The organism is Cutibacterium avidum 44067 (assembly GCF_000367205.1).
Taxonomy (GTDB): Bacteria; Actinomycetota; Actinomycetes; order Propionibacteriales; family Propionibacteriaceae; genus Cutibacterium; species Cutibacterium avidum.
The window spans coordinates 862,666-880,991 of sequence record NC_021064.1 but is presented as its reverse complement, the minus strand read 5'-3'; the positions used below and the strand labels follow the sequence as shown (position 1 = coordinate 880,991).

At 62.7% G+C, this 18,326-nt stretch carries 22 protein-coding genes and 1 tRNA gene; 6 read left to right on the top strand and 17 right to left on the bottom strand.

Annotated features, from left to right (window positions below; genetic code table 11):
* Window positions 1–76: 76 nt before the first annotated feature.
* From rpmI to PALO_RS04035, 3 genes are all read right to left on the bottom strand, one after another.
* Complete coding sequence (rpmI, locus tag PALO_RS04045) at window positions 77–283, bottom strand: 50S ribosomal protein L35 (RefSeq protein ID WP_015582520.1); 207 nt, start codon at window positions 281–283, stop codon at window positions 77–79.
* Between the two features lie 100 nt (window positions 284–383).
* Window positions 384–1,025: a translation initiation factor IF-3 gene (infC, locus tag PALO_RS04040; RefSeq protein WP_004808524.1), complete on the bottom strand. Its 642-nt coding sequence runs from the start codon at window positions 1,023–1,025 to the stop codon at window positions 384–386.
* Window positions 1,026–1,396: 371 nt separating this feature from the next.
* Complete coding sequence (locus PALO_RS04035) at window positions 1,397–1,870, bottom strand: SseB family protein (RefSeq protein ID WP_050796881.1); 474 nt, start codon at window positions 1,868–1,870, stop codon at window positions 1,397–1,399.
* A 103-nt stretch (window positions 1,871–1,973) separates the two neighbouring features.
* On the opposite strand from PALO_RS04035, the gene PALO_RS04030 reads away from it, so the two are divergent.
* Complete coding sequence (locus tag PALO_RS04030) at window positions 1,974–2,573, top strand: hypothetical protein (protein WP_015582519.1); 600 nt, start codon at window positions 1,974–1,976, stop codon at window positions 2,571–2,573.
* Window positions 2,574–2,661: 88 nt separating this feature from the next.
* On the opposite strand, the gene hisG is transcribed toward PALO_RS04030, so the two are convergent.
* The 6 genes from hisG to PALO_RS04000 form a co-directional block, all read right to left on the bottom strand.
* A complete protein-coding gene (gene hisG, locus PALO_RS04025; RefSeq protein ID WP_015582518.1) occupies window positions 2,662–3,516 on the bottom strand; it encodes an ATP phosphoribosyltransferase in 855 nt (284 codons plus the stop codon).
* Between the two features lie 71 nt (window positions 3,517–3,587).
* Complete coding sequence (locus tag PALO_RS04020; RefSeq protein WP_004808531.1) at window positions 3,588–3,854, bottom strand: phosphoribosyl-ATP diphosphatase; 267 nt, start codon at window positions 3,852–3,854, stop codon at window positions 3,588–3,590.
* Window positions 3,855–3,938: 84 nt separating this feature from the next.
* On the bottom strand, window positions 3,939–4,604 hold the full coding sequence (pnuC, locus tag PALO_RS04015; RefSeq protein WP_015582517.1) for a nicotinamide riboside transporter PnuC: 666 nt from the start codon (window positions 4,602–4,604) through the stop codon (window positions 3,939–3,941).
* A 72-nt stretch (window positions 4,605–4,676) separates the two neighbouring features.
* Window positions 4,677–5,516, bottom strand: a complete 840-nt coding sequence (locus PALO_RS04010; RefSeq protein WP_334333933.1) for an SCO1664 family protein — start codon at window positions 5,514–5,516, stop codon at window positions 4,677–4,679.
* Entirely contained in the window at window positions 5,474–6,055 is a 582-nt protein-coding gene (locus PALO_RS04005; RefSeq protein WP_015582515.1) for a DUF3090 domain-containing protein, read from the bottom strand. Before PALO_RS04005 ends, PALO_RS04010 begins: the two co-directional genes overlap by 43 nt.
* 53 nt (window positions 6,056–6,108) lie before the next feature.
* Window positions 6,109–6,762: a histidine phosphatase family protein gene (locus tag PALO_RS04000; RefSeq protein WP_015582514.1), complete on the bottom strand. Its 654-nt coding sequence runs from the start codon at window positions 6,760–6,762 to the stop codon at window positions 6,109–6,111.
* Window positions 6,763–6,856: 94 nt separating this feature from the next.
* Here PALO_RS04000 and PALO_RS03995 point away from each other — a divergent pair, with 94 nt between their 5' ends.
* On the top strand, window positions 6,857–7,828 hold the full coding sequence (locus PALO_RS03995) for an aldo/keto reductase (RefSeq protein WP_004808539.1): 972 nt from the start codon (window positions 6,857–6,859) through the stop codon (window positions 7,826–7,828).
* A gap of 24 nt (window positions 7,829–7,852) precedes the next feature.
* Here the strand turns inward: PALO_RS03995 and PALO_RS03990 are convergent, their stop codons facing one another.
* Window positions 7,853–9,151: a citrate synthase gene (locus PALO_RS03990; RefSeq protein ID WP_015582513.1), complete on the bottom strand. Its 1,299-nt coding sequence runs from the start codon at window positions 9,149–9,151 to the stop codon at window positions 7,853–7,855.
* 2 nt (window positions 9,152–9,153) lie between these two features.
* Window positions 9,154–10,518, bottom strand: a complete 1,365-nt coding sequence (locus PALO_RS03985; RefSeq protein WP_015582512.1) for a M20/M25/M40 family metallo-hydrolase — start codon at window positions 10,516–10,518, stop codon at window positions 9,154–9,156.
* 139 nt (window positions 10,519–10,657) lie between these two features.
* On the opposite strand from PALO_RS03985, the gene PALO_RS03980 reads away from it, so the two are divergent.
* The 4 genes from PALO_RS03980 to PALO_RS03965 all read left to right on the top strand — a co-directional run bounded on the left by PALO_RS03980 (window position 10,658) and on the right by PALO_RS03965 (window position 13,255).
* Window positions 10,658–10,743 (top strand) — tRNA-Leu (locus tag PALO_RS03980).
* A gap of 320 nt (window positions 10,744–11,063) precedes the next feature.
* Complete coding sequence (locus PALO_RS03975; RefSeq protein WP_015582511.1) at window positions 11,064–12,194, top strand: alpha/beta fold hydrolase; 1,131 nt, start codon at window positions 11,064–11,066, stop codon at window positions 12,192–12,194.
* A gap of 274 nt (window positions 12,195–12,468) precedes the next feature.
* Window positions 12,469–12,684: a CsbD family protein gene (locus PALO_RS03970; protein ID WP_004808547.1), complete on the top strand. Its 216-nt coding sequence runs from the start codon at window positions 12,469–12,471 to the stop codon at window positions 12,682–12,684.
* 49 nt (window positions 12,685–12,733) lie between these two features.
* The gene (locus PALO_RS03965; protein WP_015582510.1) at window positions 12,734–13,255 is read left to right on the top strand and encodes a methylated-DNA--[protein]-cysteine S-methyltransferase; all 522 of its coding nucleotides are present in this window, start codon (window positions 12,734–12,736) and stop codon (window positions 13,253–13,255) included.
* Here the strand turns inward: PALO_RS03965 and dprA are convergent.
* From dprA to lepB, 6 genes are all read right to left on the bottom strand, one after another.
* Window positions 13,230–14,369 (bottom strand): DNA-processing protein DprA, encoded by a 1,140-nt coding sequence (gene dprA / locus PALO_RS03960; RefSeq protein WP_015582509.1) that lies wholly within the window; start codon window positions 14,367–14,369, stop codon window positions 13,230–13,232. The two genes, PALO_RS03965 and dprA, sit on opposite strands and share 26 nt — an antisense overlap.
* The gene (locus tag PALO_RS03955; RefSeq protein WP_015582508.1) at window positions 14,366–15,889 is read right to left on the bottom strand and encodes a YifB family Mg chelatase-like AAA ATPase; all 1,524 of its coding nucleotides are present in this window, start codon (window positions 15,887–15,889) and stop codon (window positions 14,366–14,368) included. The genes dprA and PALO_RS03955 overlap by 4 nt, the downstream gene beginning before the upstream one ends.
* The gene (locus tag PALO_RS03950; RefSeq protein WP_004808563.1) at window positions 15,886–16,308 is read right to left on the bottom strand and encodes a YraN family protein; all 423 of its coding nucleotides are present in this window, start codon (window positions 16,306–16,308) and stop codon (window positions 15,886–15,888) included. Before PALO_RS03950 ends, PALO_RS03955 begins: the two co-directional genes overlap by 4 nt.
* Window positions 16,309–16,419: 111 nt before the next feature.
* Window positions 16,420–16,731 (bottom strand): DUF2469 domain-containing protein, encoded by a 312-nt coding sequence (locus tag PALO_RS03945; protein ID WP_015582506.1) that lies wholly within the window; start codon window positions 16,729–16,731, stop codon window positions 16,420–16,422.
* Window positions 16,728–17,375 carry a ribonuclease HII gene (locus tag PALO_RS03940; protein ID WP_004808567.1) on the bottom strand — a complete coding sequence of 216 codons (648 nt, stop codon included), beginning with the start codon at window positions 17,373–17,375 and terminating at the stop codon, window positions 16,728–16,730. Before PALO_RS03940 ends, PALO_RS03945 begins: the two co-directional genes overlap by 4 nt.
* Before the next feature lie 7 nt (window positions 17,376–17,382).
* Window positions 17,383–18,213, bottom strand: a complete 831-nt coding sequence (gene lepB / locus PALO_RS03935) for a signal peptidase I (protein WP_041710007.1) — start codon at window positions 18,211–18,213, stop codon at window positions 17,383–17,385.
* Between the last annotated feature and the right edge of the window lie 113 nt (window positions 18,214–18,326).

Sequence of the window (18,326 nt, the reverse complement as noted above, 5' to 3'; positions counted from 1 at the left end):
GTCAGTCCCGGATTGGTTCGGGGCGTATGCCGCCCAGTGGACTTGGGGACGTCGTCAGTGGCGGCGTCGGCTGTCGTCAGCGACCGGGGTGGCCAGCGAGCAGCTTCTTGACCTTGGCGGCCTCGCCCTTGGGCAGCACGGTCTCGCCGGTCAGACGGCGAGTGACGCGCGAAGACTTGTGCTCGTTCAGGTGGCGCTTGCCGGCCTTGCGAGCGGTGACCTTGCCCGAGCCGGTCACCTTGAAACGCTTTTTCGTCCCGGAGTGGCTCTTCATCTTGGGCATGGATGGCTCCATTCGTTCATGTGTGTCGTCCCGCGAACCGGAGGGAAGGTCCCGGGCTGGCTCACCGGCGAAGACCGGATCACCTGGTTCTGAGCAGTGCTCAGAGGTCGATGTCGGGGTCCATGTTGTCGGCGGGACCCTTCTTCTTCTTTTTCTTGGCGGTGCCGGCAGCAGCTCGCTGAGCAGCCTCGTAAGCCTTGTCGGCCTCAGCGGCCTCGGCGCGCTCAGCGGCTCGACGGTCACGCTCAGCCTTCTGATCCGCCTTGGCCTCGTTCTTCTTACGAGTCGGGGCGAGGATCATGAGCATGTTGCGGCCCTCCTGCTTGGGAGGGGATTCGACGGTCGCGTACTCAGTCAGATCGTCAGCAAGACGACGCAGCAGGTTGACGCCGAGCTCCGGACGGGACTGCTCACGGCCACGGAACATGATCGTGATCTTGACCTTGTCACCGGCCTTGAGGAACCGCAGGACATGGCCCTTCTTGGTCTCGTAGTCATGGTCGTCAATCTTGGGACGAAGCTTCATCTCCTTGATGATGGAGTTTGCCTGGTTGCGTCGCGACTCCCGGGCCTTCTGGGCCGCCTCGTACTTGAACTTGCCGTAGTCCATGAGCTTGACGACAGGGGGCCGGGCTTGCGGAGCCACCTCGACCAGGTCGAGGTCCTGCTCGCGGGCGAGTTGCAGGGCCTGCTCGACCCTGACGATTCCGACCTGTTCGCCATTGGGGCCGACCAGGCGCACCTCGGGAACGCGGATCCGCTCGTTGATGCGAGGTTCAGTACTGATGGGGTCCTCCCGGATGTCTGTTCACTATGGGGACGTGTCTACGCCTCCGCGATCCGGGTACAAGAAAAGGCCCTCGCGGACATGCGAAGGCCTGACTCGTACTGGTGCATGAACACCTCAACGAACCCCTGGGATGGAACCCTGAGGCTCGTTGTTGACAACCCGGCGAACGGAATCCGCCCAGGTGGGGAGGTCAGGCCCCCTCTTCCACGTGACCAGTTCTGCACTGATCGCTCTGAAGATGCTACGGCATCAGGCGTCGACACCACAAATCGGGAGGGAAGGAACCATCTTCCAAAGCAACTCCAGACACCAAGACCCCTGCGTCAGGAGGGGTCCTCCCTGCGCACCCAACCCCAGCCGTCCGCGAACTTCACGAGTTTTCCGCCGTGTTCAATCGGGCCGAGGACATCTGGCCCCAGGACGAGTGGAGCCGGACCCGCGACGTCGATGAGAAGGGCATCAGCCTGGACCTCGGTGACCGTGGCGGCCAGATCCGGTAATGGGCCGGGAACCGGTCGAGCTCGGGAGTCCCATGCCGTCAGGGAGTCGATACCGGTGAAGGCCAGCAGGGCAGTACTCCCCTGCCCATTGGTGAGTTTGACCGCGCCGATCTCACCGACCTCGTCCGTCATGACTGGCATGAAGAGACGAACTCCCGCGCACAAGGTGGAGATCGCCTCGAGGTAGGCGTTGCGATACGTGTCGGGATCGTCGGTCAAGCAGGCGGCGAGGGCAGCGCGCACCCGGGGATCGGCGTCCCCCCTGTCGCCACCGGTGGGAGATAGTGGAGCAGACACCTGCCGAACACTAGCTGACCGCCATGACACGCTTGCCTGCCGACCATGCCCGTGGCCATGGCCACGACGCACAAATGTCACCACCGTGTGGAACAGTTGAGGCATGAGCGAAACGACCGTCGTTGCCGTCGTCACCATTCTCCTGGTTGTCCTTCCGCTGTTGTGGGCCCTGTCCGGGTGGCTCTCGCGCCGCTCCTCCCGGGCCCTGCTGCGCGGATTGGGTCTGGCCCTCATCCCGACCGGCCTGGTCCTGACCGGACTGATGCGTCTGCTGGTCCGAGCGATCCGCCTCATCGTGGACTGGTTCGCCGGTACTGCCATGACGACAGCTATCTGGATCGGCGTCATCGTCATCGCCATTGGCCTGGTGACCTGGTTCGTCGCCGGTTTCATGTCCCCGGTTGACCGCGAAACCGGACGTCAGCGTCGTCAGGGCCACGCCGCGCGCAAGCAGGCCCGAACCAAGAATGTATCCCCGGAATCCGCATCCCCTCAGAATGCGTCCCGGAGAACGACCCCGGTGACGAGTTCTCGAACCGTCGATGCCCCGAAGACGCCGGCCACTGCCCCGGTTCAGAGCTCGCCTTCCAGCTCCTCCAGGCCAGCTTCCAGCTCCAACAAGGCGGCCCCCAATATCTCGGCCGCCGAGAAGGACGAGGACGCCGAGCTTGAGGCCATCCTGCGCAAGCGCGGGATCGAGTGATCATTCCCCGAGACACACAGCAATGCCGTGGAATCCATCATTTGGGCCCACGGCATTTTTCAGTGACGGTGGAAAGTCACCGTGACGATCACAGTCGGCAGGCGGACAACTCCGTCGACAGGATGGCACGAGCGCCAGCGTCCCACAGTTCGTCCATGAGCCCTTGCACGGCCTCACGGGGAACCATGGCGCGCACGGCATACCAGCCATTCTTCGCCAGCGGCGAGACGGTGGGGGCTTCCAGGCCAGGGGTCAGCTCGGTGACGGCGCCGAGAGCCTCGGCCGGCACGTCGTAGTCAACCATGACGTAGCCACGGGCCACCTGGACACCATCAATGCGTCGCATGAAGTGGTCGAAGGTCGTGCCACCGGTGAAGTCCCGCCGCTGGATGAGCACGGCTTCGGACTCCAGGATGACGTCTCCGAAGACCTCAAGACCAGCCTTGCGCAGGGTGGTTCCGGTCTCGACGACATCAGCGATGGCGTCAGCCACCCCGAGTCGGATCGAGGACTCGACGGCACCGTCCAAGTGGATGAGGTGAGCGTCGATACCGCGCGTGGTCAGGAAGGATCCGAGCAGGCCCGGGTATGACGTCGCGATGCGCTTACCGGCCAGACCCTCCACGGTGTTCTCAGGACCTTTGGGCGCCGCGAAACGGAACCGGGAGTGACCAAAACCGAGACCCTTGATCTCAGCAGCATCAGCACCGGCATCCAGCAGCAGGTCGCGGCCGGTGATACCGATGTCGAGGGTCCCCTCACCGACGTACACCGCGATGTCACGCGGCCGCAGGTAGAAGAACTCCACCCCGTTGGCCTCGTCGACCAAGGTGAGGTCCTTACGATCGGAACGTTGACGGTAACCGGCCTCAGTCAACAGGGAGGACGTGGCTTCCGACAGGGCACCCTTGTTCGGTACTGCTACGCGCAGCAGGTCTGACATGAACTCTCCTCGGGAGATTGAGAAATCGGGGAAATGACGATACTGGCCAGGCACAACCCGACCGGGGGAATTCACAGATGCTCGTAGACGTCGTCGAGGGTCAGGCCCTGCTTGATCATCATAACCTGCAGGTGATAAATCTCCTGGCTGATTTCCTCGGCCAGCCTCTCGTTGCCCTCGTACTCGGCGGCCATCCAGACCTCGGAGGCTTCCTCCACGATCTTCTTGCCGATGGCATGCACTCCGCGGTCAAGCTCCTCGACGGTTCCCGATCCTACAGGGCGGGTCTGTGCCTTGGTGGACAGCTCGGCGAAGAGTTCCTCGAATGTCTTGTTCACAGTGGCCAGGCTACCGACCGCGGTGGCATGACCAAGCCTGGGACCACGTGACGGACCATGCAGGGTACCGGGCCGGGCATCCGATCAGGTCGCAGTCTCTCCGGCGTGCTGAGCTCGCCACCACGTCAGGAAGCCGTAGAGGCAGAAGGCTCCGTAAAAGACATACATCAGGGCACTCGGGTAGTACTGCGCGGTCGCCAGCAACGGGACGCCAACGATGTCCACGGCGATCCACACGAACCAGAACTCATTCCAGCCGCGTGCCATCCCCCACGTGGCAAGGATCGATCCGGTGAGGATCCAGGAATCCGACAATGGGCCCCAAGAACCGAGGGCCTTGAGAACGAAGTAGAAGACGATGAGCATGACGAGAGCGGCTGTCAGGCTGAGGATGCGTTCCCGACGAGTGGCCCACCTGGGATGGACGGCCACCTGGGCGGCGCCATTGTTGCGTCGGGTGGCAGCCCACACCACCCAGCCATAGGCGCTGGTCGCGAGGAAGAAGATCTGGCGGCCAGCCTGACCCCACAGGTTGAGGTCCTGAGGAGTGTGGAACACCCCGCCCAGGAAGACGGTGAACAGGATGACGTTCCCGACGATGCCGACCGGCCAGGCCCAGACCCGACGACGGGCACCGCCGAGTGCTGATGCCAGTCCAAACAGGTTCCCGATGACCTCGCGCCACAGAATCGGCTTGCCCAGGCACACATCGAGTTGAGCATTGAGCAGAGACGTGAGGACATTGGACACAGTTACACCTTTCCGACCACCGGAGGGTGGTCGGCTCATTCTCGCAGATGATCCCAGGTAGCCTTCACCCCATCACATGGGTGGCCACGGCAGGGCCGGACGCAGTCCGCTCGGCCCCGGGAATGCACCAAACTCGAGGAGGTCTGCGGCTCGTTGCCGTAACGCCTCGACCTCGGCCACGTTGATGAACTCATCGAAGATGTCATCAGGCACAGCGACAACCTGGTCGAGCATCATCTCCTCGACCGGTTCCAGGGGTTGACCTGCCCATCCCCACAACACCGTGCGCAACTTGGGCGCAGTGTGAAAGGCCAGGCCATTGTCCACCGCCCAGACATGGGCCGTCCCGTCCAGGTCCGGATCGGGGCCGAGCAGGATGTGACCGCCCTTGCGGTCGGCGTTGTTGGCGACGGTGTCGAAGAGGGCCAGAGCACGCAGAGCAGGATGCGGAGAGTGGGCGAGCCCGATCTCGTGGTCGTCCTCGTCGATCCCCAGCAGGAATCCGTGCCAGTGTCCCGGGAGACGTTCGGTGGTGTCTGCCACCACCAACGGATTCTCCAGATCGTCGTCAATCCATCGCTGCATCGAACCGGCCCCCCGTGGGCCGTCCTCGATGAAGACGGTCAACGGCACCAGCGCAATACCCATAAGCTGGGACAGCAGGTAGGACGCAACCTCACGTCTGGCAAGGGTCCCGGCAGGGAAATCATGGAGACGTCGCTCGCGAGCAACCGGTTTGTACACCCACAACCGGTCGTCCGCATCGCGCACCAGGAGAGCGCCATTACTGGAATCGGGCAGGGCACCATCGATCCGCCATGGAGATCGGGGCCGAGGTGCTTGTGGCAGGTCCCAGGGGTTCGTCGAACTCACCACACCAGCGGCCTGCGATAGCCATTTGACCGGGGACACAGGTGGCCCCCTGCCGAAAGGATTTGCTGGGAACAGTACGGACAGTATTGGCGTCCCGACGCCACAATGACATTGCACCGAGCGACGAATTGGCGAGCCTGGGAGGTCGTCATGAGGATTTCGAGGGAATCTGGTGCCGCCTCCGGAAGTGTGGTCAACAGCATCGCGGGGTCGTTGATCATCAACTCGTCATCGCTGACGGCATACATCTCGATCTCGATGCGCTTACTCGGGTCGTCGAAGGCCATCGCCATGGTGCCAACCGTGAATTCCCCATCAAGGGGTGCGTCCAGCGGGGCGAGGTCATCAGGGGCCTCGATGGCCGGTGGGACAAGGACGTCGGCGGCATGGGCGGCCAAGCCGTCCAGAATCCTGTCCATCTGAAGCGCAAGCTGGCTGATCTGAGCCTTCTCGCATTGCACCGTCACCAAGCGAGAGCCTTCCCGAACCTGAAGGTGGAAGACCCGTGCACCCGGGCGACCAACGGTGCCGACCACGACCCGATCAGGCCGTTCGAATCGGAAGGTGCGACGAGTCATGTCTCCACCCTAGCCACTCGGCCCCCTCCGACACGCACAGGCTGGGCCCCGTCTCACTGGGTGTCACCGCCGAGATGGCGGCCCGCGCTCGATCCTGCGCCCAGAGGTTTGTCAGGGCGCCAATTGAGGGTTTGGAGACGCCACGTCGTACCGTCCCGGACGAGTACCGTCATGCTGGCCGGGCTGATGACCAGGGATTGGAAGAGCCGATGTGGCAGGCCCACCAGGTCGGCGACGATGGCGCGCAACGGATCGCCGTGACTGACCACAACTGCCTCGCCATCCCGCACCTCGTCAGCGATTCTGCGGGCTGCCTTAGCCGTGCGCAGGAACATGTCAGTCATGGTTTCGCCGCCGGGGAAGGCAGCCGCGGGCGGATTGTCGACCACCGTGTGCCATTCCGGCTCGCTGCTGAGACTCGACAAGGATCGTCCCGCCCACACTCCATAATCGCACTCGGCGATGGCGTCGTTCACGCGTATCGGGCAGGTCCACCCCGCGCCTTCGGTGATGATTGCGGCTGTTTGCCGTGCTCGGGTAACAGGGGAAGTGACGACGAGGTCAGGTTCCACATCTGTCAGTTGAGATGCCAGGGCCTTTGCGTCACGAGTACCGACCTCGTCGAGGGGATGGTTCGAGCGACCAGCGAGGATTCCCTTCGCATTGGCCTCAGTACGCCCGTGTCGAATGAGCAGAAGTCGCGCCATGGCGTCACTGTATTGCGCCCCAGTCCTGGCACCTTGCCTCAAGGCCGGCTTGAGGGTGCTCCGTTAGGGTGATCTGAACGAGGAGGACGCACACATGCGCTTGAGAACCGTCGGGGCTAGCGGCCTCAAGGTGTCTGCCATTGGTCTGGGTTCCCTGACCTGGGGCGGCCAGACCGACGCTCGTGAGGCTCGCTCCATGGTGCGCCGTTTCGTCGATGCCGGTGGAAACCTGGTCGATACCGCCCCCGCATACGGTGGTGGCTTCGCCGAACAGCTCATCGGGAAGCTCATTCACACTGACATCAGCCGAGATGATCTCGTCATCGCCACGAAGGCTGGGTTCGTCGTCGAGGGGAAGAAACGGGTTGTCGACACCTCGCGAACCGCTCTGTTGCGCGACCTGGAGGGATCTCTGCGTCGCCTCCACACCGACCATGTCGACCTGTGGCAAGTGCATGCCTGGGGAGATGCCCCCGTCGAGGAGACCTGCGCTGCCCTCGACCATGCTGTGCATTCAGGTATGGCCCGCTATGTCGGCGTGTCCAACTTCGTCGGCTGGCAGGCGGCAACGGCGGCCACGTGGCAGCGGACGACCGGAACGCGAACTCCGCTGGTGAGCAATCAGGTCGAGTACTCCCTGTTGGCTCGTCGCGCCGAAATCGAGGTCGTTCCCTCTGCCCAATATCACGGCATGGGACTGTTGGCGTGGTCGTCCTTGGGACGTGGCGTGCTGGCTGGCCGTTACCGCAACGGTACGCCCAAGGATTCTCGTGGCGGTTCTGACCGTCTCTCCTGGTTCGTGCAGCCCTATCTGACGCCCAAGTCCCAAGCTGTCGTCAATGCCATCTCGAAGGCGGCCGACGGACTAGGAGCGACAGCTGCACAGATGGCTCTGGCATGGGTGCGTGACGCCCCCGTGGTGTCATCAGCCCTCGTCGGACCACGAACGACGACACAGCTCGAGGAACTGCTCGGCGTCGACGACGTCGTGCTGCCCCCGGAGATCACCTCGGCCCTCGACGACATCACGGGCGGGCCGAACCTGGCCCGTTCCGAGGAGTCCTGAGGGGTCGTCGCACCGCGCCTGATCTCAGCGCTCACTACGAGGAACCCACGGCGTGGAGACCGGACCGTCGTAAAGCTCACGCGGCCGGGAGATCCTCGTCATCGGGTCCTCGGCGACCTCCTTCCAGTGCGCAATCCAGCCGGCCATACGGCCAATGGCGAACATGACGGTGAACATGTTGAGCGGAATCCCCAGGGCCCTCAACACGATTCCTGAGTAGAAGTCCACGTTCGGGTAGAGCCTGCGCTCGACGAAGTAGTCGTCAGCCAGGACGGCCTCCTCGAGTTCCATGGCGACGTCGAGCAGTGGGTCCGGCTTGTGCATGGTCTCCAGCAACGGACCGACAACACCGCGGAGAATCCTCGCCCTGGGATCCCAGTTGCGGTAAACGCGGTGCCCGAAGCCAGAAATCCTCTCCCCCGAATCCTTGGCCTTTGCCAAATACTGGCGCGGGAAGAGTCCCGAGTCATGGATACGCTGCAGAGCCCGTACCGCGTTGACGTTGGCACCACCGTGACGGTCCCCCCACAGTGCACACACCCCTGCCGAACACGAGGTGAAGAGGTTGGCACCGGATGACCCCACCATCCGCACCGTCGATGTCGAACAGTTCTGGCCATGTTCGGCGTGGAGGACGAAGAAGAGGTTGAGGGCCCCCGCGGCAATCGGGTCAGGCTCGTAGTCGCGGTACGGCAGGGAGAACATCATGTGCATGAAGTTCTCGACGTACTTGAGGTCGTAGCGCGGGTAGATCGCCGGCTCCCCGATCGACGCCTTGTACGAGGCTGCCGCGATCGTCCTCACCTTGGACATCAGCTTGGCGGCGGCATCGGTGAAGGATTCCTCATCAGTGATGCGCGGGCGGTCATGGGTACTCATCGCATTGATCATCGACGACATGATCGCCATGGGGTGGCCGTTGGGAGGGAAGGCATTGAAGTGCAGATCCATCGACCGGTGCAAAGCAGAGTACTCGGTCAGCCGGTTCCGGAAATCGTCACGCTGCGCCTCAGTCGGCAGCTCGCCGAAAATGAGCAACCATGCCGTCTCCACGAAGGAGACCTTCTCCTCGGCAAAGGTCTCGATTGGCAGACCTCTATAGGTGAGCACTCCCTCCTCACCGTCAATCCAGGAGATGGCTGACCGACACGAGGCGGTGTTGGCGAATGCAGGGTCGAAAGTCGTCACTCCGCCGGTCATCTGACGAAGATCCGAGATGTCGATGACCCTGTCGCCGGTGGTGCCGATGATGACGGGGAGGGAGTACTCCTGGCCGTCGAGAATGAGGGTTGCGGTGCCGCGCTGGCTTGGTTTCTGACTCATCGTCAGGCCTCCTGCAGGATGTGATCGACGACTTTGGCGCCGAAGACGAGGGAGCCCACCGGGACTCTCTCGTCGACGCCGTGGAACAGACTGATGAAGTCGAAGTCGGCAGGAAGCTGCAGTGGGGTGCAGCCGTAGCAGTTGATGCGACGGCCGTCCGGGAGGACGGCGAACCCCTTGGCGTCGGTTCCTGCCGAGTTGAGGTAGGGCAGCACGACAGCTCCCGGATCCTCGGCGTCAATGGCGCGATGGATGGCGTCGACAGCTGACCCTTCGAAGGGCGCTGCCGCGGCAGGTTTGAGGGAGATCGTCTCGAAATCGATCCCGGGACCAGCCAAGGACTTGATCGTCGAGATCATCTCCTCTTCAGCCCCGGGAATGAAGCGGGCGTCAATCTCGGCGCTGGCCCGAGTCGGCACAACGTTGACCTTGTACCCGGCTGACAGCACCGTCGTGGTGACGTTGTGGGAGCAGCACGCGGCAACCATGCGGGACAGCGGCCCAATCGGTGCGAGGCTCGACTCAAGGTCGTCCCGGTCGATCGTCAGACCCCACATCTCGGAAACCTCGGCGAGGAACTCCTCCTGCACGGGGTGGCCCAGGTCGGGCCATTGATGGGAATCAATGCGCGACAGGGCTTTCAGCAAGTGGCCGACCGCGTTGTCCGGGTTGCGCATGGAGCCGTGACCGGCGCTGCCGGTGGCACTCATTCGGAACCACCACAGGCCCTTCTCGGCCGACTGGACGACGTAGACCCGCTTGCCCCCAGGGGTCGTCAGGGAGAACCCACCCACCTCGCTGATGGCCTCGGTGACGCCGTCGAAGATCTCCGGATGGTTGGCACCCATCCAGGTGGATCCGAGCGTGCCGGATGCCTCCTCGTCAGCGAACATGATGAAGCGAATCGGACGCGACGGCACCTCACCGCGACGATGACGGGCTCGGATGGCTGAGAGCACCATCGCGAGGAAACCTTTCATGTCGATGGCTCCCCCGCCCCACATGCAGTTGTCGTGGACCTCGCCGGACAACGGGTGATGGGTCCAGTCCTCGGCTTCGAACGGCACGGTGTCGCTGTGGCCGTGAAGCAACAGGGCAGGACGACTCATGTCGGTACCTTCGGGTGCCCACTCGGCGACCAGGGTGGCTCGGCCGGGCTCGGACTCGTAGATCGAGACGTCCACCCCGATCTCGTCCAGGAGCTCGGAGACGTAGCGACACATGTCGACCTCGCCACGAGCGTCTTGTGGACCAAAGTTCTGCGAGTCGATCTGAATCATGCGCGAGCAGATGTCGACCACCTCGGCCTGCGGACTGTTCGGCCCGTCGACAAGGTCTTCGAGAGGCATGCTGAAGAGATCTGACATGCCGCGATTGTGTCACCGACCGGGGTTTCCACCGTCATCAGGGACACTCGATGGACGCCGATTTGCATCGTGGCGCGAACTTCTACTAAAGTCCCATGACTGTCCGGTTCGACGCATGAGCGAAGAACCGGAAACCCGAGTCCGGGTGGCGGAATTGGTAGACGCGCTAGCTTGAGGTGCTAGTGGCCGATTAAGGCTGTGGAGGTTCAAGTCCTCTCTCGGACACAACAAACCCCGTCTGACTGAACAAGTCAGACGGGGTTCACTTTTCACCCCATTCGCGTGCTCACCCCTTGAGGAGTAACCGGCCCCTCGCGTCACCATCTGTGATATTTATCACCGTGAATACACATGAAAGGCTCACTTCGGTCCACCCTTCGTGGATGTGGACAGATTCCTTCAGTTGAGTTTCCGTCTGTGCACGAAAGACCAACTCTGCCGTTCAGCCCACCATCACGAACCCCTCGGCTCATATTGTCCTGGGCATCCGCGGTGGCCGTCACTCAAGGATGAGACGGGCACGCACGACGCAAAGGAGCATCTTGATGTCATTCCCACGCAAACTCAGCGCACTGACGATTGCCGGCACCATGGCAGTGACTGGCGTGACCATTGCGACCCCAGCCATGGCTGCTCCTGAAGGTGGTTCTCAGCCTGCCGCTGCCCCGACGACCGACCAGGTGAAGAAGGAGACCGGCTACTTCAAGACCACTGACAAGCTCGGGACCAAGCTCTTCTACCGCAAGGACATCGTCCCCAACGCCAAGGGGGCCGTCGTCCTGGTCCACGGTCTCATGGAGAATTCCTCCAACTACGAGTACCTGACCAAGAGCCTCACCAAGGCCGGCTACAGCGTCTACCGTTTCGACAACCGTGGTCACGGCCGTAGCGCTGCCCCGTACGTCAACAACGCCATTCCGCGTGGCCAGTTCGATGACTGGTGGAACATCGAGTCCGACATTCACCAAGTCGTCCAGACCGCGCACGAGGAGAACGCCGACAAGAAGGTCTTCCTCCTCGGCCACTCGATGGGCGGCATCGCCGTTCAGTCCTACGGAATAATGTACCCGGGCACTGTCGACGGCATCGTCTCCTCCGGTGGCGGTACGTTCGCCAGCGTTGACGGGCCGAACACCGAGGGAGTCACCACCGTGACCCCTGACAACCTCAACTTCTTCGCCCGCCATGCCCTCCCACAGATCAGCCAGATTCTCCCGATGTCTCACCTGACGGCGTTCAACGGCCAGCTCGCCAAGGCTGCCGTCAAGGATCCCAAGAGCATCCGGATGCCATCTGGTCCGCTCTCTGCCGGCGTCATCCTCCCTGGCTACCCGGCTTACGGTCTGTGCTCCGATCCCGATGTCCGCATCGACCACTGGCAACGTGACCCGCTGTACAACCATTACATGCGTCTCGGTCTGGTCGAGCAGCTCGGTGTCGGCGAGGCCTACAACATCATGAATGCGCATGAGTTCGACGCCCCCACCCTCATCATGCACGGTGAGAACGATGGCCTCGTGCCAAGCTACTTCGACGTGAACTGGTACAACGCCATCAATTCGAAGGACAAGAAGATCATCCAGTGGCACGGCCTCATGCACGAGATCTTCAACGAGCCCACCAAGGACCAGGTCATCAAGACTGCTGTCGACTGGATTGACGCCCACAACAAGTGAACTTGATCCGGCCTATTCTCTGACGAGGGCTGCGTCTCCAACACCTCGCGGGAACGCAGCCTTTGTTGTGCCGGCATGCGACACGAACTCACACCAGTTCGCATGCTTCAGTTCTCAGGCCCTTCTCAGTCCTGTTCTAGATCATGAACAACCGTGTTCGTGGGCCCAGATCACCCGTACAACACGAACCACTGGTCAGACTTGGGTTACCCAGTAAAATATAAATACGCCCCGGACTAATCAGCGGTCCTGGGACTGACGAAAGGAGCCACTCGTGGGCCTCAGCGACAAGATCAAGAGCAAGAGCGACGAGCTCGTCGGTGCTGCCAAGGAGAAGATCGGAGATGTGACCGACAACGCCGATCTCCAGGGCGAGGGCGCCGATCAGAAGGCCAGCGGCAAGGTGGACCAGAAGGTGGATGACGCCAAGGACAAGGCGACTGACCTCAAGCACGACGTCCAGGCTGCTACCGACAAGCTGAAGGACTGACAACTGACGGGCCGGGCACATGAGGTGCCCGGCCCTTTACCATGTCCTCATGACGATCACGGCACGGCGCTACCTCGACAACTCCATCGGGATGTTGACGCTCACCGCGACCCCGCAAGGGCTGGCCCAGGTCACGTTCGGCGAGGCACCAGCACCATTGACCGTCCATGAACCGTCCGAGCAACACCACATCTGCGAGGGAATCCTCGACGACGCCGCCCACCAGTTCAGCGAGTACCTCTCCGGCTCCCGAACTGCTTTCAGTCTCCCCCTCGACCTGTCGGGAGCGACAGCCTTCCAACGAGCCGTCATCAACGGGCTACTCACGATTCCCTACGCCCAGACCATCAGCTATCGCGACCTGGCCACCCTCATCGGGCGTCCACAGGCATCCCGAGCGGTTGGCAACGCCTGTGCCACGAATCCATTGCCGATCGTCATCCCTTGTCACCGGATCCTACGTAGTGATGGCAAGCTCGGGGGTTACCTTGGCGGCCGAACCATCAAGCGTTTCCTGCTGGACATGGAAATCCGTCATGGTGCCATCACCTCCGACTGCCGACCAATGTGACCGACCACGTACCATCCAGGCAACATGCCGCCATGCCCAGCTGCTCGAGGACCGTCAACGCGGCTGAGCACTGAGCCACAGACACTCCCGCCGACGCAGACAACTCGTCCATCCCACAAGATCCATGAGCCGGGAGCGCCTCGTGCACGGCCAGCTCCGTGGCATCCAGGACATCCGTGGGAAGACTGCGACCTTCCGGTCTTTCGGGTTCAGGAGCAAGTTCTCCGACGATCCCGCGGACATCCTCGGCATCGCGCACCAAGATCGCCTCACCGTCACGGATGAGCTTGTTCGTACCGGTCGACCTGCTCGAGGTCACGGGACCGGGGACAGCCATGACTGCCCGGCCCAGAGCATTCGCCCATGAGACGGTGTTGATCGCCCCCGATCGCCACCCTGCCTCGACAATGACGGTTCCTGTCGTCAGCGCAGCAATGAGACGATTCCTGGCCAAGAATCCCGGACGCGTTGGATGCCGGCCTGGTGGCATTTCCGAGACCAAGGCGCCCGTTTCGGCAATGCGTTCCAGCACCGCGGCATTTCCCCTCGGGTACAAGACGTCAAGCCCACATGCCAGGACTCCGATCGTCGTCTCGTTGACGCACAAGGCGCCTCGATGCGCAGCGACGTCGATCCCGAATGCGCCACCGGAGACGATGACCTGACGACCGGTCCCGTCGCTGTGTCCCTGAGCAAGATGGTGGGCCATCTCCATCGCGACATCCTGGCCATAGCTCGTCGCAGCTCGGCAGCCGACAATGGCGACCGACCGCTCAGACGCATCATTGACGCGTGTCGGGCCAAGAACCCACAACCCGATGGGAACCCCACCCATTCCTGACTTCCCCACCCACGAGAGGTCATCGAGCCCAACGGGCCACTCCTCGTCTCCGGGGATGAGGAACCTCATCATGGCTTTCTCCGACCGGGCCACCACCTGGTCGACATCCGTCCCTCTGGCTCGCTCGTACCATCTCTCGTCCACATCGGTCAGCAGGCGGTGCCACATCTCTTCGGCCGTCATGTCCAGCAATCGCCGCGCCGTGACGCTGTCCCCAGGCTGGACAACTGTTGTCAGGGCAGCTCGCGCCACCCTCTCGTTGTCCCATGTCATAACAATCGTCCTCGTCTCATCCCCATGGCCTCAGCAACACATGCCTTGTCCACCTCGTCCTTGCCCTCCAAATCGGCCACGGTCCATGCGATTCGCAGCACCTTGTCCACGCCGCGGGCTGTCAGCCGACCGGTCGTCAGGGCGTCTTCGATGATGCGAGTGGCATCATTGGCCGGGAGCTTCTGGCGAAGCACCTTCCCCGGCACCTCGGCATTGCATTTCCATGGCCTCCCCTCCCAGCGACGCGCAGCCCTCAGCCGGGCTTCTGCCACCCGGTCGTGCACGACGGCGCTGGACTCCCCTGCGGGCAACGTTGAGGCGTCAAGCAGGTGCGCCGAGGTCAGCGGGCGCATCCGTACCGTCACGTCGACTCGGTCGAGGATCGGGCCGGAGAGCCGACCCGAATACCGTTGGACCTGTTGTGGAGTGCAGGTACACCGACCGGATGGGTCGTCAGCCATCCCGCACGGGCACGGGTTGAGTGCCATGACGAGCTGAAACCGAGCTGGGAACGTCGTGTGGGCCTGAGAACGGCCAATGATGATCTCCCCCGTCTCCAAGGGCCCACGCAGCGAATCGAGGACCTTGGGGGCAAATTCCGGGGCCTCGTCGAGAAAGAGGACGCCGCGGTGCGCCAAGGAGATGGCACCTGGCTGGGCAATCCGTGCTCCTCCGCCGACCATGGCAGCCATCGACACGGAATGGTGTGGTTGTGCCAACGGTGGCCTGGTCATGAGACGCCCGCTCCCCCGGCCTGCCAAGGAGTGCAGAGCCGTCACCTCGAGGGCGTCCCGGTGATCCAGGCGGGGAAGGATCCCGGGCAGCCGTCGTGCCAGCATCGACTTCCCGCATCCAGGTGCGCCGCGAAGGAGGATGTGGTGGCGTCCGGCTGCCGCCACTTCAAGGGCGCGGCGTGCTTCGTGTTGGCCGATCACCTCTGCCAGATCTACCAGACCTGGATCAGCATCGGCGGCGTCAGTCACGGGTTCCTCAGTCGCCAGTACCGGACGGCCGTGCAGGACCTCGACGACATCACGGAGATGGCCGACCGGCCAGATCGTCACCCCCTGCACCAACCGGGCCTCGGCATACTGGCCGGACGGCACCACGGCACATTCGAACCCTGCCTCGCGAGCCGCCAACAATGCCGGGAGTACCCCACGCACTGGTCGTACCCGCCCGTCAAGCCCCAGTTCCCCCATGAGAACCGTCGACCCGAGCAGGGTCTGCGGGATCTTTCCGTCCGCAGCCAGGGTCGCAGCGGCAATGGCGAGATCGAAGTGAGTTCCGGCCTTCGGCAGGCCAGCGGGGGTGAGGTTAATCGTCAGGACGTTGCTCGGCCAGGACATGCCGGTGGCACCAACCGCAGCCCGACACCGATCCCGAGCCTCGTGCAGGGCCATGTCCGGAAGGCCGACGAGTACCGTACGCGGCAGGCCCGACGATATGGCCGTCTCCACCTCGACCAAGCAGCCTTCCAACCCCATCAGGGCAACCGACCATGCGCTTGCCCCGGTCACTGGATGCCCCGCACATGCGTAATCGTCGGCTGTTCGCCGGGGCGCACCATGACCCCGATGGCGTCGATCCGTACCGAGTGCATTCCTTTCTCCTGGTCGACCAACCAGACCAACGCGAGCTCGTGAAGCTTACGGATCTTCGTCGTCGTGATGGATTCCAGGGGATCACCGAATCCAGTGCCGGACCGCGTCTTGACCTCGATGAAGACGATCGTCCGGTCATCTTGCGCGATGAGGTCGATCTCCCCCACTTGGCACGCCCAGTTTCGGGCGACGATCGTCCACCCGAGGGAATCCACGTACTGGGCGGCAATGTCCTCACCCCACGCACCGAACGCGAGTCTGCCGCCACGACGCCCACGCAAGGCTGCTCCGCGAGGGGTCGTCAGTTCTGCCGACAACGGCTTGGGTGTCATCATGCACCACCTCCGACAACAGTTGTCGTCGCAGGAATGCTGATCATTCAGTTATCCACAGACAAATCTGGTCTGCCATGAACACCATGAGTTGTCCCCAGACGATGCAGCCATTTACGTGGAGGGAACCTCATCGAGGTCGGGATGCACGATCTCCTCGATCGACACATCGCGGAAGGTGAGGATCTTGGCGCTCTTGACGAACCTGGACGGCCGATACATGTCCCACACCCAAGCGTCCGCCATGGACACCTCGTAGTAGACGTCACCGCCCTCGGTACGTACCTTGAGGTCAACGACGTTGCACAGGTAGAACCGTCTCTCGGTCTCCACGGCATACTTGAAGATGCCGACGACGTCCTTGTACTCGCGGTAGAGCTCAAGCTCCATGCGGTTCTCGTACTGTTCCAGATCCTCGGCACTCATGATGAATGCAGCCTAGCCGCTCGTTGCACATTGCCGTAGCTCATCCGATGTTGGGGTGACGGCCCCAGCTCCTCCAGACGTCGTTGGTGCAAGGCCGTCGAATATCCCTTGTGCACCGCGAAGTCATAACCAGGAATCTCCTCGTCCATGGCAATCATGATGCGGTCCCTGGCCACTTTCGCCACGATCGACGCCGCTGCCACGCAGGCGCACACTGCGTCGGCCTTCCACATTCCCAGGTCCGGAACGGTCAGTCCATCCACGGGGAACCCGTCTGACAGCACGTACCCTGGCTCGACATCCAACCGTGCGACAGCGCGTCTCAGCCCGCTGATGTCGGCTTCTTGCATGCCCAACCGGTCGCACTCGTCGGCCTCCACGCGAACCCATGACACGGCCAACGCTTTGTCCATGATGATGTCGAACAGTCGCTCTCGTTTGACGACAGACAAGGTCTTGGAATCGGCGAGCCCTTCGATCCGTGATGACCTGCGATCATCGAGGATCACGGAAGCGGCCACCAAAGGCCCGGCGCAGGCTCCCCTGCCGGCCTCGTCACACCCGGCGACCGGCCCCAGACCTGCTCTCGTCAGAGCCCTTTCATGGCCCATCAGGCCAGGCCCGACGCGCACCGTCACGGCCATGGCGTCGTCACCGGGGCGAGCACTCGTCGCCGACGCAGATGCGCGCCTTGTCAGGGGCTGAGCCAGACCGGTCGGGAATGCCCTTGAAGGTGTCAGGGGTCCCCAGCCCGTCAATACGGTTGAGAGGCATGAGAATGGCCTTTGCCGGCCCGACGACGTTGTCGAGAGGAACGAACCCGGGAGCACCCGTGTACCCGTCAGGATCGAGGTCCTGGATGTGGTAGCGGGAATCTCCCGACGCATTGCGGTGATCCCCCATCACGAACATCCGGTCCTTGGGGACGGTGACCCGGAACTTCATCGTCGACGGCTCGACCATCTGACCGTTCTCCGAGTACAGGTAGGAACGCTCGTCAAGGGCTTTCCCGTTGACGGTCATCTGACCCTTGACGTTGCAGCAGGCAACGGTGTCGCCGGGCATTCCGATGACGCGTTTGATGAGGTAGTTGGAGCTCGTGTTGGGCAGCAGACCCACGAACTCCAGCACCTTGCCCGGGACAGAGCGACGATCTTGAGCAGCGGGAAGCCAGTGCTCGGTGTCCTTGAACACGACGACGTCACCACGATGGAAGTCCGCTGCCTTGACGGCCACCACGCGATCACCGACCTGCAGGGTGTTCTGCATAGATCTGGAGGGAATGACGAACATCTGTCCCACGAAGGCTCGCAGGATGGCCGAGATGACGAGAGCTCCGACGATGATGAGGACGATTTCCATCATCCCGGATCGGAACCGCTGCCATCCGCTCGGTCGTTGCGACCCAGTCGTGGCGCCTGCAGCATGCGGGCCAGCGGTGTCGCCATCAGCAGTCCTTCGCGCCTCGTAGTCATACGCCACGGCGATACCTCTCCCTCTTACCCCCGGGAACGTCCCGGCAAGTGCCAACCTGCAGTGTAACCAACGTCCAGAACACACTCTGGTCGCCTCGTCGAGCGTCGATCGACCCGGAC

Excerpts from the sequence above, each read along its gene's own strand:
- hisG (WP_015582518.1), bottom strand. The coding sequence starts at position 3,516 with ATGTCAGACCTGCTGCGCGTAGCAGTACCGAACAAGGGTGCCCTGTCG.
- PALO_RS03940 (WP_004808567.1), bottom strand. The coding sequence starts at position 17,375 with ATGGCCGTGACGGTGCGCGTCGGGCCTGGCCTGATGGGCCATGAAAGG.
- PALO_RS04005 (WP_015582515.1), bottom strand. The coding sequence starts at position 6,055 with ATGACTCGTCGCACCTTCCGATTCGAACGGCCTGATCGGGTCGTGGTC.
- PALO_RS03965 (WP_015582510.1), top strand. The coding sequence starts at position 12,734 with ATGACGATCACGGCACGGCGCTACCTCGACAACTCCATCGGGATGTTG.
- PALO_RS03985 (WP_015582512.1), bottom strand. The coding sequence starts at position 10,518 with ATGTCAGATCTCTTCAGCATGCCTCTCGAAGACCTTGTCGACGGGCCG.
- PALO_RS03990 (WP_015582513.1), bottom strand. The coding sequence starts at position 9,151 with ATGAGTCAGAAACCAAGCCAGCGCGGCACCGCAACCCTCATTCTCGAC.
- rpmI (WP_015582520.1), bottom strand. The coding sequence starts at position 283 with ATGCCCAAGATGAAGAGCCACTCCGGGACGAAAAAGCGTTTCAAGGTG.
- PALO_RS03995 (WP_004808539.1), top strand. The coding sequence starts at position 6,857 with ATGCGCTTGAGAACCGTCGGGGCTAGCGGCCTCAAGGTGTCTGCCATT.
- dprA (WP_015582509.1), bottom strand. The coding sequence starts at position 14,369 with ATGACATGGGACAACGAGAGGGTGGCGCGAGCTGCCCTGACAACAGTT.
- PALO_RS04000 (WP_015582514.1), bottom strand. The coding sequence starts at position 6,762 with ATGGCGCGACTTCTGCTCATTCGACACGGGCGTACTGAGGCCAATGCG.
- PALO_RS03975 (WP_015582511.1), top strand. The coding sequence starts at position 11,064 with ATGTCATTCCCACGCAAACTCAGCGCACTGACGATTGCCGGCACCATG.
- PALO_RS03950 (WP_004808563.1), bottom strand. The coding sequence starts at position 16,308 with ATGATGACACCCAAGCCGTTGTCGGCAGAACTGACGACCCCTCGCGGA.
- PALO_RS03945 (WP_015582506.1), bottom strand. The coding sequence starts at position 16,731 with ATGAGTGCCGAGGATCTGGAACAGTACGAGAACCGCATGGAGCTTGAG.
- PALO_RS04030 (WP_015582519.1), top strand. The coding sequence starts at position 1,974 with ATGAGCGAAACGACCGTCGTTGCCGTCGTCACCATTCTCCTGGTTGTC.